This is a genomic window from Bhargavaea cecembensis (genome assembly GCF_001619585.1).
GTDB classification, from domain to species: domain Bacteria; phylum Bacillota; class Bacilli; order Bacillales_A; family Planococcaceae; genus Bhargavaea; species Bhargavaea cecembensis_A.
In genome coordinates, this window is record NZ_LQNT01000001.1 from 281,322 (window position 1) to 298,704 (window position 17,383).

The 17,383-nt window shown below is 52.8% G+C and carries 13 protein-coding genes and 1 tRNA gene; all 14 read left to right on the forward strand.

Features of this window, described 5'->3' with window-relative positions:
- Nucleotides 1-57 precede the first annotated feature (57 nt).
- The 14 genes from AV656_RS01450 (at nucleotide 58) to hemL (ending at nucleotide 17,249) form a co-directional block, all read left to right on the forward strand.
- Nucleotides 58-131: transfer RNA gene (locus AV656_RS01450), tRNA-Arg, on the forward strand.
- A gap of 519 nt (nucleotides 132-650) precedes the next feature.
- Complete coding sequence (locus tag AV656_RS01455; RefSeq protein WP_082818555.1) at nucleotides 651-1,751, forward strand: amidase domain-containing protein; 1,101 nt, start codon at nucleotides 651-653, stop codon at nucleotides 1,749-1,751.
- 97 nt (nucleotides 1,752-1,848) lie between these two features.
- The gene (locus tag AV656_RS01460) at nucleotides 1,849-3,384 is read left to right on the forward strand and encodes an oligosaccharide flippase family protein (RefSeq protein WP_063178103.1); all 1,536 of its coding nucleotides are present in this window, start codon (nucleotides 1,849-1,851) and stop codon (nucleotides 3,382-3,384) included.
- 423 nt (nucleotides 3,385-3,807) lie between these two features.
- Nucleotides 3,808-4,785 carry a tetratricopeptide repeat protein gene (locus tag AV656_RS01465; protein ID WP_063178105.1) on the forward strand — a complete coding sequence of 326 codons (978 nt, stop codon included), beginning with the start codon at nucleotides 3,808-3,810 and terminating at the stop codon, nucleotides 4,783-4,785.
- Between the two features lie 101 nt (nucleotides 4,786-4,886).
- Nucleotides 4,887-6,173 (forward strand): trigger factor, encoded by a 1,287-nt coding sequence (gene tig / locus AV656_RS01470; protein ID WP_063178107.1) that lies wholly within the window; start codon nucleotides 4,887-4,889, stop codon nucleotides 6,171-6,173.
- Nucleotides 6,174-6,339: 166 nt separating this feature from the next.
- Nucleotides 6,340-7,611 carry an ATP-dependent protease ATP-binding subunit ClpX gene (gene clpX, locus AV656_RS01475; protein ID WP_063178109.1) on the forward strand — a complete coding sequence of 424 codons (1,272 nt, stop codon included), beginning with the start codon at nucleotides 6,340-6,342 and terminating at the stop codon, nucleotides 7,609-7,611.
- Between the two features lie 123 nt (nucleotides 7,612-7,734).
- Nucleotides 7,735-10,059 carry an endopeptidase La gene (lon, locus tag AV656_RS01480; protein WP_063178111.1) on the forward strand — a complete coding sequence of 775 codons (2,325 nt, stop codon included), beginning with the start codon at nucleotides 7,735-7,737 and terminating at the stop codon, nucleotides 10,057-10,059.
- Nucleotides 10,056-10,640, forward strand: coding sequence for a ribosome biogenesis GTP-binding protein YihA/YsxC (yihA, locus tag AV656_RS01485; RefSeq protein ID WP_063178113.1), 585 nt, complete (start codon nucleotides 10,056-10,058; stop codon nucleotides 10,638-10,640). The genes lon and yihA overlap by 4 nt, the downstream gene beginning before the upstream one ends.
- A gap of 351 nt (nucleotides 10,641-10,991) precedes the next feature.
- Nucleotides 10,992-12,353 carry a glutamyl-tRNA reductase gene (hemA, locus tag AV656_RS01490; RefSeq protein WP_063178115.1) on the forward strand — a complete coding sequence of 454 codons (1,362 nt, stop codon included), beginning with the start codon at nucleotides 10,992-10,994 and terminating at the stop codon, nucleotides 12,351-12,353.
- Between the two features lie 85 nt (nucleotides 12,354-12,438).
- A complete protein-coding gene (locus AV656_RS01495; protein ID WP_063178118.1) occupies nucleotides 12,439-13,269 on the forward strand; it encodes a cytochrome c biogenesis protein in 831 nt (276 codons plus the stop codon).
- 22 nt (nucleotides 13,270-13,291) lie between these two features.
- A complete protein-coding gene (gene hemC / locus AV656_RS01500; RefSeq protein WP_063178120.1) occupies nucleotides 13,292-14,221 on the forward strand; it encodes a hydroxymethylbilane synthase in 930 nt (309 codons plus the stop codon).
- Nucleotides 14,214-14,978 carry a uroporphyrinogen-III synthase gene (locus AV656_RS01505; protein WP_063178127.1) on the forward strand — a complete coding sequence of 255 codons (765 nt, stop codon included), beginning with the start codon at nucleotides 14,214-14,216 and terminating at the stop codon, nucleotides 14,976-14,978. The genes hemC and AV656_RS01505 overlap by 8 nt, the downstream gene beginning before the upstream one ends.
- On the forward strand, nucleotides 14,975-15,955 hold the full coding sequence (hemB, locus tag AV656_RS01510; RefSeq protein WP_063178129.1) for a porphobilinogen synthase: 981 nt from the start codon (nucleotides 14,975-14,977) through the stop codon (nucleotides 15,953-15,955). Before AV656_RS01505 ends, hemB begins: the two co-directional genes overlap by 4 nt.
- Before the next feature lies 1 nt (nucleotide 15,956).
- Nucleotides 15,957-17,249 carry a glutamate-1-semialdehyde 2,1-aminomutase gene (hemL, locus tag AV656_RS01515; RefSeq protein WP_269447376.1) on the forward strand — a complete coding sequence of 431 codons (1,293 nt, stop codon included), beginning with the start codon at nucleotides 15,957-15,959 and terminating at the stop codon, nucleotides 17,247-17,249.
- Nucleotides 17,250-17,383 lie beyond the last annotated feature (134 nt).

Below are 17,383 nucleotides of genomic sequence, written 5' to 3' on the forward strand. Positions count from 1 at the left end.
TTTTCGGAGCAGGGAACCTATAATTATCTTTGTCTTGCGCAACCGCATGGTTGCCTTGTCCCAGTAGCTCAGCAGGATAGAGCAACAGCCTTCTAAGCTGTCGGTCGCAGGTTCGAATCCTGCCTGGGACGTATTTCAGTAAAAACTGAACACGTTAAGAAGTAAGGAGAATGACCACAAACGTTGATACGACAGCGTTTGTGGTCATTCTTTGTTTTAGAAACGATAGAAAATGAAATCATTTCACACAAATTTTACACATTCAACGTACTCGCCATGTCCTCAAACATTATGCTCATGTTAGAAGTGACGGCTTTCAATCCTTTGAACCCCCTGACGCTTTTGTAATCCCATGCCTCTGTCACTGCATTCCTGAAGTCAGTCCAAGGAGTATCAAACAATATTCTATGCTTCTATGGAGACGTTTATAAACTTCTGCCATCAGGAGCTGACTCTCCCCCTTCAAATCGATTTGGTATGCTTGGTAAAAACTTCACCTTTGCTCCGGGTATATTCCGATATTTCCTAATCAAATATCGGAAAAACGGCTGGTTTCCATGTTTGATTAGGAAACGGATAATTTATATTGAAGTGAACCATCATAAGCTGGATTGAAAAGTAGGGCACCATCAAGTAAGGAGGAGTTTGGCTTGTTCCGCTTGGTTCTATTGTTCGGAATGACTTTATTAGTCGGGTTGATTTCATTGAATGCTTATGAAACTTTTGCTCAAGAGGATGACGACAAAAGGGAGGTTGATTCTTTCCTGACACAGTTGTATGTTGATCGTAATGCCTTTCTTGTCAATCGGCTTCCGGAATCCATTAACAAATATTATATCCATACGGAGAAGGTAAGCAGCTACGCTTATCAAATGGAATTAAGACGTGGAAAGTACATCAATACCTGGGCAGATAAACGTGGCATACGGCTTATAGAAGCAGAACCCACCATTCGTATTACTCGTTTCAAAAAAAATGGGGATGTAGCGTATGTTTCCCTGATACAGACGGCCAAAATATCGTATGACTACAATACAGTTTATCCACCACCCCAAGCCTTTGGTGTCGGTACGCGGCATGCTCTTACATTGAAGAAAATAGACGGTAATTGGATGGTATTAAAGGAATGGTATTTGGATCCGCTTGAAGAAAACTCAGAGTTAATAGCGGATTCACCAGTGGGCTTCCCCCATCTTTCTGCCGACAACGAAACTTCGCAGAATAAAGGGCGATATAATCGAGAACGTGCAGTGGCCTATGCCAATAAGTACGCAGGCCTAGCTTGGGGAGCCGGGAATAATAACCGTTACAATTCGAAATATATGGATTACACACCACTTGGCGGAGACTGTACCAACTTTGTATCCCAAGTTCTTGGCGACAAGGAGGAAGGCGGCGGTTTGCAGACAACGCACAATTGGAGAAGTGGAAGTAAAGCATGGGTACAAACGGATGCTTTTGAACATTTCTTGCTCAATTCCGGATATGGAAGTTTGATTGCAAAGGGGACATTTACAGAAGTTACTGAATCAAGCGACAAACATCCACATGGAGCAATCTCAAGATTAAAGCCAGGTGACGTGATCGGCTACACGCTAAATGGAGATACGGACCATTTTTCGGTTGTGATAGGGCAAGATGCTAACGGCTATCCGTTAGTGAATTCCCATACTGCGGATCGGTATCGTGTACCGTTTGACCTCGGCTGGGATAAAACAACGAAATATATCCTCGTTCATATCAATGATTAATCGAAAATCGAAAAAGGTCTTTGTAAAAAGTCTCCGTAGTCTACCCCTGTGATCTTGTTCATATAGTTATTAGGACAAGGTCACTTGGGGTGAAAAGATGAGAATGCCTATCTTTATTAAACAAACAGCGCTGCGAACTGGTGCTATATTTCTCGTTAAAGTCATCGGCCTCGCCGTTCGCATTCCTTTGTTTAGGCTTCTCGGCTCAGAAGGAATGGGAATTTATCAAATTGTTTATTCTGTTTATGGATTCGCACTTACGTTACTCTCAGGTGGTTTTCCTACATCGTTGGCATTATTGACCGCTAAGGATAAAAAACAGGGTTGGCTTGTTTATAAAAGTCTGGCTGTACCCGTTTTGTTCCTTGGAACTGTTTCCAGTTTGCTTTGTTTCGCCATAGCGCCTAATATTGCACATTTTCTCGGAGATAAAAGCTTGACGTTTCCCATCCGCTGCCTAGCTCCGGCGCTTTTTATTGTTCCACTGCTTCAGCTATACCGAGGATTCTTACAAGGTGTGGAGTTCTACGGATATGTGGCCGTTTCTGAACTAATAGAACAAACGGTTCGTGTTGGAACAATGCTTTTGCTTGTCGTTCTATGGATGAAACAAGGCACTTATGCTGCCGCAGGGGGTGCCGTTTTCGGTGCATTTACAGGTGCCTGTATCGCATTACTGTTTCTTTGGTTGCTGAAATATAATAAAAGATTGAAGCTGATACCTGCCACTAATAACGGAACATATAATAAATCCGCCCGGTGGCTGATTCTTGGACCTGGAATGTTTTTGTTTTTCAAATCATCCTTTGCTATTACATTAACGCGTATCGTTATGCCTGCGTCCGATTTTCTTGATGCGTTAATCATTCCTAGCCGTCTGCAAGTTTCCGGCCTAAGTCAATCAGAGGCTATTGCCATTTTCGGACAAGTATTCGGAATCGCGACAACTATCGTGTATCTACCTACTATTGTTACCGCAGCAATATCATATACGATGGCTGCTAAGTTGACGGCCAATTGGCAATACGAAAAAAAAAGTAGATTTGTTGAGCGTTCCAGTCTGTCCTTAGAAATAGGGTGGTTCTGGGGAATCAGTTCCATGTTAATCCTTTTTTTTTATGCGGATGATTTATCTATGCTAATTGTGGGTAGTCAAGAGGCGACCGAAGCAATACGCTACATGTCTTTTGCTCCTCTTATTGCCGGCATGCGGGAGCTAACGACAACGATCCTTTGGGCGGCTGATCAAAAAAAGGCTCCCCTAGTCGGTTTACTAGTGGGCCTTATTTGTTCTGCCATCGCCGCTTATTATTTAACGGCAATACCGGGATTCGGTTATGCAGGTGTTGCGATTAGTGCTTTTATCTTGGAAATAACATCCCTCCTCTGGAATGCGCTCATTATACAAAAAAGATGCAAAGGCGCGTTTCCTGTAATGATGTTATTGGCATATTTAATTTTTCTTACGTCAATAGGCTTTATTAACGTTCCGTTCGAATACTTTCTGTTGTATATCGGTATAGAATCAAGAACCATGCAATCGCTAGGCAGCATGCTATTTTTTATAGGATGCATTGCTTTATTCTTGCTGCTACGATTTTGGGGAAGGGGAAGCTTTAGAAGTTATCGCTAACTAAATGGAAATTATAAGGAAGCGTTTATTATATGTGAAGAATCCCAACTGAATATTAATCAAAGGGAAACAGAGCAAGAAATATCTCAAGAGGAAATAGATTGGTTAAATAAGTGGATTGAAACTCATGACGAATGAAATTGAGCCAGACCAAGTGGTAAAAGTTCAAGAACTTTAATGTAGGTTAATAAAGCATATGAATAGTAGAACGTAAAATTCATTTTACACATCGACAACCGAGAATGCTGTTAAATCAACGATAAAAGAATTCCTCCTGGGACGTCAACAGCATCGCCGGATGGCGGTGCTTTTTCTTTTTACGCAAAAGAAAACTTCGGACACGGATTTTGCACGGCGGAAAAGCATATGCACAGGGTAAGGCGGCTATGCTATCATGGATGGAAAGAGAGGGGATGGGAACGGATGCGCAGGAAGAGGCGACAGCTCAGAAAACACGGCAAAGTCATCGTCATGCCGGGCACTTTCGAACGGCTGATGGATGACGGGCTGCGTGCGGTCTCCGAAGAACGGTATGACGATGCAGTCCCGCTCATCCGCCAGGCCCTCTCCTATGAAGCCGGCCATGCCAACCTTCTCGGTGCGCTGACCGTCTCCCTATACGAACTCCGGGAGTACACGGAGGCCAAAGAGGCTGCCACACGGTATCTGCAGGCGGGTCCCGCCAACTACATCGAGGCGATGGAACTTTATCTTTCCATCTGCATCCAGCTCCGCGATTACGATGAGGTGGAAGATACGATCTCCGCACTGCTTGATGAAGGCATCATTCCGCCGGACAGGCGGGAGAAGTTCCTTTATCTCCAGGGACTTAACCGGAGGCTGATGGACCGCTACGACGAGCCGCCCGAAACACCGGATAAGCCGCCGGGACTGGATGAGTTCCTTTCCCTTCCGGAGGGGGAACAGCACAGCCGTCTGTCGTCTGTGCCGGATCACGAGCTGCCGGCATGGGGTGAATTCCTGGCGGCCCTGGCGGCACATGAGGACGCTTCGCCCCTTTTAAAAACCTATTCGCTTGTGCTTCTTGCCGGCATCGGTTATTCTTCCCCGGTGACGGTCAGGAAGTTCGGAACGGAGGAAACCGTCGATCCGGCACGGCTGCCCGGGCCCGAGGATATGCAGAAGGCCGGTGAGGTGGAGGCGATTCTGAAAGAACAGTTTGCGCAGGACCCATCAAAAGAGCAGATCGCCGCCCAGCTCCTTCGTACCTACCGGTTCACCGCCTATCCGTTTGAATGGCCGGGCCTGTCAGCAGAGGAGGTTGCCGACGCGTACCATACATATATCGAAAGCCTGTTTGACGGCACCGATGCCGGCGCACATCCGGTCATCGACCTTATCAACAAAATCGAACTTTTTCACAACAGACGGCAACTATGAAATTCTTGAATATGGACACATCTGTGCTATACTGAGAAAGTTGTCAAACCAGTGAACGCAAGCGCTGCAAAGCGAATTATATCGTCTGGAGGTATGTAAACATGGCAGTAAATTGGGAAAAGCAAGAAGGTAATCAGGGGATCCTCACGTTTGAAGTCCCTGCAGAAACATTCAGCAAGGGCCTGGACCAGGCATTCAAAAAAGTGGTCAAGCAAGTAAACGTACCGGGCTTCCGCAAAGGGAAAGTTCCGCGCAAGATCTTCGAGCAGATGTTCGGCGTAGAATCCCTCTATCAGGATGCAATCGACGCAGTCCTGCCTGAAGCCTACACGAACGCGATCGACGAAGCAGGCATCAACCCGGTGGCACAGCCGGAAATCGATGTCGAGGAAATTGAAGCGGGCCAGCCGGTCGTCTTCAAGGCGAACGTAACGGTCAAGCCTGAAGTCAAACTCGGCGACTACAAAGGCCTCGAAGTCACGCGTCAGGAAACGGCTGTCACTGATGAAGAAATCGAAGAGCAGCTGAACGACCGCCGCCAGGGCAATGCCGAATTCGTCATCAAAGAAGATGAGCCGGCAAAAGAAGGCGACACAGTCGTCATCGATTTCGAAGGCTTCACTGACGGCGAAGCATTCGAAGGCGGAAAAGCAGAAGGCTACGAGCTTGAGCTCGGTTCCAACAGCTTCATCCCGGGCTTCGAAGAGCAGCTGGTCGGCGTAAAAGCCGGTGAATCGAAAGACGTGGAAGTTTCCTTCCCAGAGGAATACCACGCAGCAGAGCTCGCAGGCAAGCCGGCAACGTTCAAAGTGACGGTTCATGAAGTGAAGGGCCGTGAACTTCCTGAACTTGACGACGAGTTCGCAAAAGAAGTGGACAGCGAAGTCGAAAGCCTCGATGAGCTCCGCAGCAAGCTGAAGGAACAGACTGCCCAGGAAAAGAAAGATGCTTCCGAAGCGGCACTCCGTGACGAACTGGTTGAACAGGCTGCGAAAAACGCAGACATCGACATCCCTGAAGTGATGGTCGAGAGCGAAGTTGACCGCATGGTCCAGGAATTCGGACAGCGGCTCCAGCAGCAGGGCATGACACTTGACCTGTACTACCAGTTCTCCGGCCAGGACGAAGCTGCCCTCCGCGCACAGATGAAGGAAGATGCGGAAACACGCGTACGTGTATCCCTTGTTCTTGAAGCCATCGCAGAAGCGGAAGGCGTAGCGGTTAACGAAGAAGATATCCAGGAAGAGCTCCAGACGATGTCCGGCCAGTTCAACATGGACACCGAGCAGATCAAGCAGATCCTCGGCGGCACGGAAATGCTCGAAAACGATATCCGCTTCAAGAAAACGATCGAGTTCCTCGTCGAAAACGCGAAAATCAACGAATAATCCCCTCCTGCCATATGGAGAAAAATGAAAGAAACAGGCGCCGGTTGACTCCAGCGCCTTCTTTCATACATTCGGGAGTTTTCTGTGCGATGCACGACCGGTACGAAATGTTTGCCAACGATTAGGCAATCTTGTAAGATTGTCACTTGAATAGGGGTGAACGACTTTGTTTAAATTCAACGATGAAAATGAAAACCTGAACTGCTCCTTCTGCGGCAAACCACAGGAACAGGTCCGCAAGCTGGTTGCAGGTCCGGGTGTCTATATCTGTGACGAATGCATCGAGCTGTGCTCCGAAATCGTCGAAGAGGAAGTCGGCACCGAAGAAGGATTCGAGCTGAAGGATGTTCCGAAACCGCGCGATATCCAGACCATCCTCGACGAATACGTGATCGGGCAGGACCGTGCGAAAAAGGCATTGTCCGTCGCAGTATATAACCACTACAAACGAGTCAATTCCAACTCCAAGATCGATGATGTGGAACTGGCGAAATCCAATATCGTGCTCATCGGGCCTACGGGGAGCGGTAAAACACTCCTGGCCCAGACACTGGCGCGCATCCTCGACGTGCCGTTCGCCATGGCGGATGCCACGTCCCTGACGGAAGCCGGCTATGTCGGCGAAGACGTCGAAAACATTCTGCTGAAGCTGATCCAATCCGCGGACTATGATGTCGAGCGTGCCGAAAAAGGCATCATCTATATCGATGAGATTGATAAAGTAGCCCGGAAATCCGAGAATCCGTCCATTACACGCGACGTCTCGGGCGAAGGGGTCCAGCAGGCGCTCCTGAAGATTCTTGAAGGAACGGTTGCAAGTGTCCCGCCACAAGGCGGACGAAAGCACCCGCATCAGGAATTCATCCAGATCGATACAACGAATGTCCTGTTCATCGTGGGCGGAGCTTTCGACGGCATCGAAGACATCATCAAGCGCCGGATCGGCAAGAAAGTCATCGGCTTCGGTTCCGAGAAGGCAAACGCGGACGAAGAAGAGTCCCTTCTTTCCCGTCTGATTCCGGAAGACCTGCTGCGCTTCGGCCTGATCCCCGAGTTTATCGGGCGCCTGCCTGTTCTCGCAAGCCTGGAGCAGCTGGATGAAGACACGCTTGTCCAGATTCTTACCGGACCGAAAAATGCGGTCGTCAAGCAATATCAGAAGATGCTCGAGCTGGACGGTGTCCGTCTGACCTTTGAAGAAGAAGCACTCCGTGCCATCGCCGCCGAGGCGATTGAGCGCAAGACAGGCGCACGCGGACTCCGGTCAATCATCGAGAAAATCATGCTCGATGTCATGTATGACCTGCCTTCCCGTGAAGATGTGCTGGACTGCATCATCACGAAGGCAGCCGTCACCGACGGGGCGTCTCCGATTCTCCTGGATGAAAACGGGGATCCGATCGACAACGGTTCTGATAACGAAAAGACATCGGCTTGATCCTACAGGAAGAGCCGGCATCCTTCTGCCGTCTGGAACGGCACGGGCGGATGCCGGCTCTTTTCGCACATATGCGTTTTAACCCGTCCTGAAACGGACATGAATACATGGAGGTGACTCCTAATGCCGACAACTAAACTAAATCGCATCCCATACCTGCCTTTGCGCGGGATGCTGGTGTTTCCGAAAATGGTGCTCCACATCGACGTTGGCCGTGAACGGTCAATGGCAGCAATCGAACAGGCCATCGTGGAAGAAAATCAGATTTTCCTCGTTTCCCAGCGTGATATTTCCGTTGAACAGCCGACTCTTGAAGAATTGTACGGCATCGGGACGCTTGCAGAAGTGAAGCAGACGGTCAAACTGCCGAACGGCACGATGAGGGTGCTGATCGAGGGGCTCGACCGCGCAAAGCTGATTGCGCTGGATGACGGGGAGACCTATTCGACTGCCGACATTGAAGTGATCGAGCCGGATCTGGAAGCTGACATCGAGCACGAAGCACTCATGCGGACTATGCTCGAGCAGTTCAGGAAATATTCCAAGCTCTCCAAGAAAATCACCGACGAGACGTATGAATCGGTGGCGGATATATCCGAGCCGGGGCGACTTGCCGATATGGTGGCGGCCAATCTTCCGCTGAAGGTCGCGGGCAAGCAGGAAGTGCTTGAGCTGTTTGACGTGAAGGAACGGATCGAATGGCTGATCAGCCGGCTTCTCAATGAGCAGGAAGTGCTCAGCCTGGAGCAAAAGATCAACAAGCGCGTCAAAGAAGCGATGGAAAAAACGCAGAAAGAATTTTATCTGCGCGAGCAGATGAAAGCGATCCAGACAGAACTTGGCGATGCGGACGGCAAGGGCGGGGAAGCGGCCGAACTGCGTGAGCGGGTCTTGGAATCCGGCATGCCGAAACATGTACTGACCGCAGCACTGCGTGAATTGGACCGTTATGAACGGCTTCCTGCCGCAGCCGCGGAAAGCGGCGTCATCCGGAGCTATGTCGACTGGCTTCTCGCCCTCCCTTGGACCGAGGAAACAGACGACCGCCTCGACCTGAAACGCGCCGAACGGATCCTGAACCGCGAACACGACGGATTGGAGCAGGTCAAGGAGCGGATTCTCGAATACTTGGCCGTCCAGCAGATGACCGGTTCGCTCCGCGGGCCGATTCTCTGCCTGGCCGGGCCACCGGGGGTCGGGAAGACGTCCCTTGCCCGTTCCATAGCCACATCATTGGGGCGGAAGTTCGTGCGGATTGCGCTTGGCGGCGTAAGGGATGAATCCGAGATCCGCGGGCACCGCCGGACTTATATCGGTGCGATGCCGGGACGGATCATCCAGGGAATGCGCAAGTCGGGCACGATCAATCCGGTCTTCCTGCTGGATGAGATCGACAAAATGTCGAACGACTTCCGGGGTGACCCGTCTTCAGCCATGCTCGAGGTGCTCGACCCCGAACAGAACCATAATTTCAGCGATCATTACATTGAAGAAACGTACGATCTCTCGAAGGTCATGTTCATAGCCACCGCGAATGATCTCAGCATGATTCCGGGCCCGCTTCGGGATCGTATGGAAATCATTACAATTCCCGGCTATACCGAGCTGGAAAAGCAGCTGATCGCGAAAAATCACCTGTATCCGAGACAGCTGGAGCGTCACGGCCTGACGAAGGCACAGCTCCGCATTTCAGATGAGTCTTTCCGCTATCTGATCCAATACTATACGCGCGAAGCGGGTGTCCGCTCGCTGGAACGGCAGATTGCCGCCATCGCCCGCAAAGCAGTGAAACGGATCATCTCCGGGAAAAACAAGCGTGTCCAGGTGACGCCTAAGCTCATCACGGACATGCTCGGCAAGCCAAAATTCCGCTACGGGGTGGCGGAACAGGAAAACCAGGTCGGTGCCGCAACAGGTCTGGCTTATACGACCGTCGGCGGGGACACGCTCCAAATCGAAGTTTCCCTGTCCGCGGGCAAGGGACACCTGATCCTGACCGGCAAGCTTGGGGATGTCATGAAGGAGTCTGCACAGACGGCGCTGTCCTATGTGCGCTCCCATGCCGATGAGCTCGGCATCAATCCTGCTTTCCATGAAGATACGGACATCCACATCCATGTACCGGAAGGGGCTGTTCCGAAGGACGGACCTTCTGCCGGCATCACAATCGCGACTGCGCTTGTGTCGGCGCTGACGAAGCGCCCCGTACGGCGAGAAGTCGGCATGACGGGGGAAATTACGCTCCGGGGCCGGGTCCTGCCGATCGGCGGCCTGAAAGAGAAAACACTAAGCGCGCACCGCGCGGGACTGACGACCATCATCATTCCGGCGGACAATGAACGGGATATCGAGGACATCCCCGACACTGTCCGTGAAGAGCTGACGTTCCATCCTGTCAACAACGTGACGGAAGTGCTGAAAATCGCGCTGGAGGAGGAACGCAAATGAAAGTCAACCAAGCCGAGATCACCATCAGCGCAGTGAAGCCGGAACAGTATCCCGATGAGGGTTATCCGGAATTCGCGCTGGCGGGACGCTCGAATGTCGGCAAGTCATCATTCATCAACAAGATGATCGGCCGTAAAAGCCTTGCCCGCACATCGTCCAAGCCGGGGAAGACGCAGACACTGAACTTCTATAAAATCGAAGAGACCTTTTATTTTGTCGACGTGCCGGGCTACGGCTATGCGAAAGTATCCAAGTCGGAGCGGGAGGCATGGGGCAAGATGATCGAGCGGTATATGACGGGCCGCGAACAGCTCAAGTCCGTCATCCAGCTGATCGACCTCCGCCATCCGCCGACAGAGGATGATATCCTCATGTATGATTTCCTGAAGCATTACAACCTGCCGACGATCGTCGTTGCCACGAAGGCCGACAAGATTCCGAGAAGCAGGCTGCAGAAACACAGAAAAATCATCAAGGAAGCGCTTGACCTTGAAGAAGGCGACCCGCTGATCCTCTTCTCGTCCGAAACCGGGCAGGGCAAGGAAGAAGCATGGGCCGTCCTCGAAGAACGCATGAAGTAACACACGAAAGCGGTGCAGGTCCCAATGAAGGGCCGGTGCCGCTTTTATGCGTGCCCGGATGATTGTCCTGAATCATGCATGATTCTTTATCCGCATACATTGGTACATTAACGGGAATCGTGAACAGTGAAGTGCCGCCAGGTTTAATCTTGCGGCCGGATGTTTATAGTCAACCATATCCTTTATTTACATCAGGCACGCCCTTTGATTCGCCGGTGGCCATTTGCTATACTTAGATTGTAATCATTATAAATTGGCTTTCATGGCTTGTTCACAATTGTGCCGTTCAAGCTCTGTCGAAACGTGCTATAATGGGAGCCGTGAAATGAACGTGAGAGGTGTGACACCTTTATGTATTCCATTGTCGTCGGTGTAAACCACCGGACGGCGCCTGTCGAGCTCAGGGAGCGGCTCAGTTTCCTTGAGTCCGACCTTCCCGCGGCCATGCAGGCGCTGCAGAATGAAAAGAGCATCCTGGAGAATGTCATTGTCTCGACTTGCAACCGCACCGAGATCTATGCCGTCGGGGATCAGCTCCACACCGTACGTTATTATGTCAAACGCTTCCTGGCGAAGTGGTTCGGGATGGAGCTGGAAGAGATCGAACCGTATCTCACCATCGAAGTGCAGGACGAAGCGGTTCGACATCTGTACAAGGTCGCTGCAGGTATTGACTCGATGGTGCTCGGCGAAACCCAGATTCTCGGCCAGGTCCGCTCGAGCTTCCTGATTGGTCAGGAGCATGGCACGACCGGTACGGTCTTTAACGAGCTGTTCAAGCGGGCGATCACCAATGCGAAACGCGCGCATTCTGAAACGGAGATCGGTGAAAATGCTGTATCTGTATCCTATGCGGCAGTCGAGCTGGCCAAGAAGATCTTCGGTTCGCTCAACCGCAAGCATGTCGTGATTGTCGGAGCTGGCAAGATGGGCGAGCTGGCCATCAAGAACCTTCACGGAAGCGGAGTCGGCAAAGTGACCGTCCTCAACCGTACGCTCAGCAAGGCGGAGGCGATGGCCGAGAAGTTCAACGGTACTGCCAAGCCGATGAATGAACTCCAGTGCTCGTTGCTTGAGGCCGACATCGTGATCAGTTCGACAGGCGCGCAGGATTTCGTCATCGACCACGATATGATGGAAAATGTCGAAAAGCTTCGGAAAGGCAAGCCGCTCTTCATGGTCGATATCGCGGTTCCGCGGGACCTCGACCCGAAAATCGGCGATCTGCCGAACGTCTTCCTTTACGACATTGACGACCTGCATGGAATTGTTGAAGCGAACCTTGCCGAACGCCGTCGCGCCGCAGACCAGATCATGGACATGATCGAAACGGAGCTTGTCTCCTTCGACGAATGGCTCACCACGCTCGGCGTCGTTCCGGTCATCTCCGCACTCCGCAAGAAGGCACTCTCCATCCAGGAAGAAACGATGGAAAGCATCCTCAACAAGATGCCGGATCTGACGGAGCGCGAGAAGAAAGTCCTCAGCAAGCATACAAAGTCGATCATCAACCAGATGCTGAAGGAACCGATCCTGCAGGCCAAGGAAATTGCGGGATCACCGGATGCCGCCCGGCAGCTGGAGCTGTTCCAGCGAATCTTCGGAATTGAAGAAGCCGTCGCGGAGGAGTATGCCGAAACGGCGGTGCGTGCAAAGGAAAAACGGGCCAAGGAAGCCGGCCTTGCCGCCATGAAACCGTCAACGGTGCACTGATTGTTTTTAAAGGGCGTTTCCGCATCTATGTGATACACTATAGACGCGGAAACGCTCTTTTTTAATAAGAAAGCAGAGGGTTTCAATGACCGAAATCGGACTGATCAGACTGCATGAGGTGATGGTCGTCCTCTATGCGGCCAGCCTCGTGTTTTATTTTACCGACTTCCTGAACAGCCAGCCAAAGGCGCGGAAGGCGGCATTCTACACGCTCTCCGCTGTCTGGCTGATGCAGACGATGTTCCTGGTGGGAAATATTGTGGAAGAGCAGCGTTTTCCGGTGCTCAGCCTCTCGGAAGGCATTAACTTTTACGCATGGCTGCTGATTACAATGTCACTGGTCGTCCACTTTTTCAGGAAGGCGGATTTTGCGGTATTCTTCCTGAACGTGATCGGCTTTGCAGCAGTCGTCATTACGGCATTTGGTGAAGCGGGAACGCCCGGCAGCGCAGTCAGTGAGGCACTGATCTCGGAGCTGTTGTTTATCCATATCACATCTGCGATGATCTCTTATACGGCTTTTTCACTGTCGTTCGTTTTTGCGATTCTTTACTTGCTGCTGTACCGTACACTGAAAAAGAAAAAATGGGGCGGGCAATGGGGCAGGCTGCCGTCACTCGACCAGGCAAGACGGGCGATGACGATCTCTGCGGTTATCGGAGTGCCTGTCCTATTGGTCAGCCTGATTCTCGGGCTGCAGTGGGCATTTATCGCAGCGGGGCCGTTCTCTGTATGGGACCCGAAGATCATCGGGTCGTTCCTGCTTTTCGTGATCTACTGTGTTCTGCTCGTTATGCAGAACCGCGGCAGACTGAACGGGCCTGATATCGCATGGGGCCATATTCTGGCGTTTCTTGCGGTGATCGTGAACTTCCTGCTGATCAGCAGGTTATCCGTGTTTCATTTCTGGTACTGATATCTGAAAGGGTGGGTTCTTTTTGAGAAAGATTATTGTCGGTTCAAGACGTTCCAATCTGGCGCTGACGCAGACCAACTGGTTCATCGATCAGATGAAGGCAGCGGGTGCGCCGTTTGAATTTGAAGTAAAAGAAATCGTGACGAAAGGTGACAAGATCCTGGATGTCATGCTGTCGAAAGTCGGCGGCAAGGGACTGTTCGTCAAGGAGATCGAGCAGGCGCTGATCAATAAAGAGATCGACTTTGCGGTGCACTCCATGAAGGATATGCCTGCCGTGCTCCAGGAAGGCCTGACGATCGGTTGTGTGCCGGAGCGTGAAGATGCACGTGACGCCTACATCGCAAACGGACATATCCGCCTGGAAGACCTGCCGGAAGGGGCGGTTGTCGGGACATCCAGTCTCCGCCGCAGCTCCCAGCTGCTCCTCATGCGTCCGGACCTTGAGATCAAATGGATCCGCGGGAATATCGAGACACGGCTCAGAAAACTCCGCGACGGGGAATACGATGCGATTATCCTGGCGACTGCCGGCCTGAACCGGATGGGCTGGGACAAAGATCTCGTCACCCATTACCTGGAGCCGGATCAGTGCATTCCGGCTGTGGGCCAGGGCGCACTCGGCATCGAATGCCGTTCTGACGATAAGGAGCTTCTCCGTGAGCTTGCGAAACTGACCGAGCCGACAACTCACCAGGCTGTTACGGCCGAGCGCACGTTCCTGTCCGAGATGGACGGAAGCTGCCAGGTGCCGATCGGTGGCCACGCGGTTGTCGACGGCGGACAGATCCGCCTGACAGGCTTTGTTGCCTCGCCTGATGCGGATGATGTCTTCCGTGCAACTGTCATGGATGCCGACCCGGTCAATGCCGGAAAGGAGGCGGCACGTATGCTGAAAGAGCAGGGTGCCGACGAAGTCCTGCGGAAAGTGAAGGCGGACCTTGATGAGTGACAAGCATCCCCTCTCCGGGATGACGGTGATTTTCACCGGAACCCCGAAGGCGAAGGAAGCGGTAGCCTCCGTCCAGCTGCAGGGCGGCGACCCCGTCATCCTGCCCCTCATCAAGACCGTAGAGAAGATGGTTCCGACCGATCCGCTCAGGATGCAGACTTGCGCCTCCTATGAGTGGCTGATTTTCACTAGTGCCAACGCGGTCCATTTTTTCGGCCGCAAGATGCAGCAGGAAGGCCTGACAGCGGAAGACATCCCCGTGAAAATCGCGGCCGTCGGAAGCGAGACGGCCAAAGCACTCGAAGACATCGGCTTTAAGGCGGATTTTATCCCGACCACGTTCAGTGCAGATTGTTTCGTGGAGGAATTCCCGGCCGTCTCCGACGAAGCGGAGCGCTGCCTGTTTCTTAAAGGTGACCTCGCGAAAGAGACGATTAAGGAAGGACTTCCGAATGAAGTCGATGAATGGACCGTCTACGAGACGGTGCCCGACGAGGAGGGAATCCGCGGCGTGACCGGCCTGCTCAAAGAGGGCGGGCGTACCGCCGTTCTGTTTGCAAGCCCTTCTGCCGTCCGGATATTCGAAGAGCAGATTGCCGAGGATACAGGATGGACCGGATTCACAATCGGTGCAATCGGCCATGTGACCGAACAGGCGCTTCATGAAGCAGGGGCCGAAGTCCATGTCAAACCCGAACGGTACACACTGCTCGACCTCGTCCATGAATTAGGCAACCGAAAGGAAGGAATGTCATGAACAAACTTCAGTTTGCACGTCATCGCCGCCTCCGCAATTCCGCAGCGATGCGGTCGATGGTGCGCGAGACCGTCCTGAACAAGGAAGATCTGATCTATCCGATTTTCGTGGCGGAAGGCAAAAACATCCGCACGGAAGTCAGCTCGATGCCGGGGGTTTTCAATCTGTCACTCGACAACCTCGGTGCGGAAGTGGACGAGGTCGTTTCACTCGGCATTCCTGCCGTCCTCCTGTTCGGCGTGCCCGAGCACAAGGATGCAGAAGGAACCGAAGCGTATCATGATCACGGCATTGTCCAGGAGGCGACGCGCCTCATTAAAGAGCGTCACCCGGAATTGCTCGTCGTTGCCGATACCTGCCTGTGCGAATATACGGATCACGGTCACTGCGGCCTGATCGAAGATGGCCGGATCCTGAACGATCCGTCGCTCGACCTGCTCGCACGCACGGCTGTCAGCCAGGCCGAGGCGGGAGCGGATATTATCGCGCCGTCGAACATGATGGACGGGTTCGTCACAGTAATCCGCCATGCGCTGGATGAGGCGGGCTTCGAAGATGTGCCGATCATGTCGTATGCGGTCAAGTACGCATCCGCCTATTACGGCCCGTTCCGCGAAGCTGCGGGAAGCACGCCGCAGTTCGGCGACCGCAAGACCTACCAGATGGATCCTGCGAACCGCCTTGAGGCGATCCGCGAAGCGCAGTCCGATATCGAGGAAGGCGCGGACATGCTGATCGTGAAGCCGTCGCTTTCATATATGGATGTCATGCGCGAAGTGAAGGATTTCTCCGGCATGCCGGTCGTCGCCTACAACGTAAGCGGCGAGTACTCGATGATCAAGGCCGCCGCACAGAACGGCTGGGTCGACGAGGAAAAGATCGTCATGGAGACACTGACTTCGATGAAGCGCGCTGGCGCCGACATGATTATCACGTACTTCGCCAAAGATGCGGTACGATACATGGAGGGGAACTGATTTGGCCCGATCGTATGAGAACTCGAAAAAAGCCTTTTCCGAAGCCGTCAACCTGATGCCGGGCGGTGTCAACTCGCCGGTCCGCGCGTTCAAGGCGGTAGACATGGAACCGGTTTTCATGGAAAGCGGCAAGGGAGCCGTCATCACGGATATCGACGGCAATGACTACATCGACTATGTCCTGTCCTGGGGCCCGCTGATTCACGGCCATGCCGACGACGATGTGGTCGCGGCAATCCGTGAGCAGGCGGAAAAAGGATCCAGCTTCGGCGCGTCCACGCTGGCCGAAAACGAGCTTGCAAAAATCGTGATCGACCGCGTCCCGTCGATTGAGATGGTTCGCATGGTGTCATCCGGCACGGAAGCGACGATGAGTGCACTCCGCGTGGCACGCGGAGTGACCGGACGTGACAAAATCCTGAAGTTCGAAGGCTGCTACCACGGCCATGGCGACTCGCTCCTCATCAAAGCGGGTTCCGGCGTAGCGACACTCGGACTGCCTGACAGCCCGGGTGTCCCGGCTTCGATCGCGGGCAATACGATCACTGTTGCCTACAATGACCTCGACGCCGTCCGCCAGGCATTCGAAAACTACGGCGAAGACATCGCCGCGGTGATCGTCGAGCCGGTTGCGGGCAACATGGGTGTCGTGCCTCCGAATGAAGGCTTCCTGGAAGGTCTCCGCGAAGTGACCAAGCAGCACGGCTCGCTCCTTATCTTCGACGAAGTCATGACCGGCTTCCGCGTCGGCTACAACAGCGGCCAGGGACTGTTCGACGTGACACCTGACCTGACCTGCCTCGGCAAGGTCATCGGCGGCGGCCTGCCGGTCGGCGCATTCGGCGGCAAGCGCGAGATCATGGAGCAGGTCGCACCGGCCGGCCCGATCTACCAGGCCGGCACATTATCCGGCAACCCGCTCGCGATGGCTGCCGGGATTGCCACCCTGCAAAAACTGACACCTGAATCGTACGACCACTTCAAGGCACTCGGCGACCGTCTGGAAGCCGGCTTCCGCGAAGCGGCTGAAGCAAACAACATCCCGCACACCGTCAACCGCGCCGGCTCGATGATCGGCTACTTCCTCACCAATGAGGAAGTGACCGACTTCGAGAGCGCCAAGACGTCCGACACGGAACTGTTCGGCAAGTACTATGCGCTGATGGCGGAAGAAGGCATCTACCTGCCGCCGTCCCAGTTCGAAGGCGTCTTCATCTCCACTGCCCACACAGAAGAGCATATCGACCGCACGGTGGAAGCGTTCCACAAAGTGTTCGGGCAGCTGAAGCGATAAATATTTGTAAGTGAACCGTCCCGTAATGGGGCGGTTTTTTATTGGGGCGGGGGAGTGATTAGGTTAGTGGAGATGTCCCTCCTTATTGCGGTTGAAGCTCTCTATTTCAACTTAAGGATCCATGTTTCAATTTC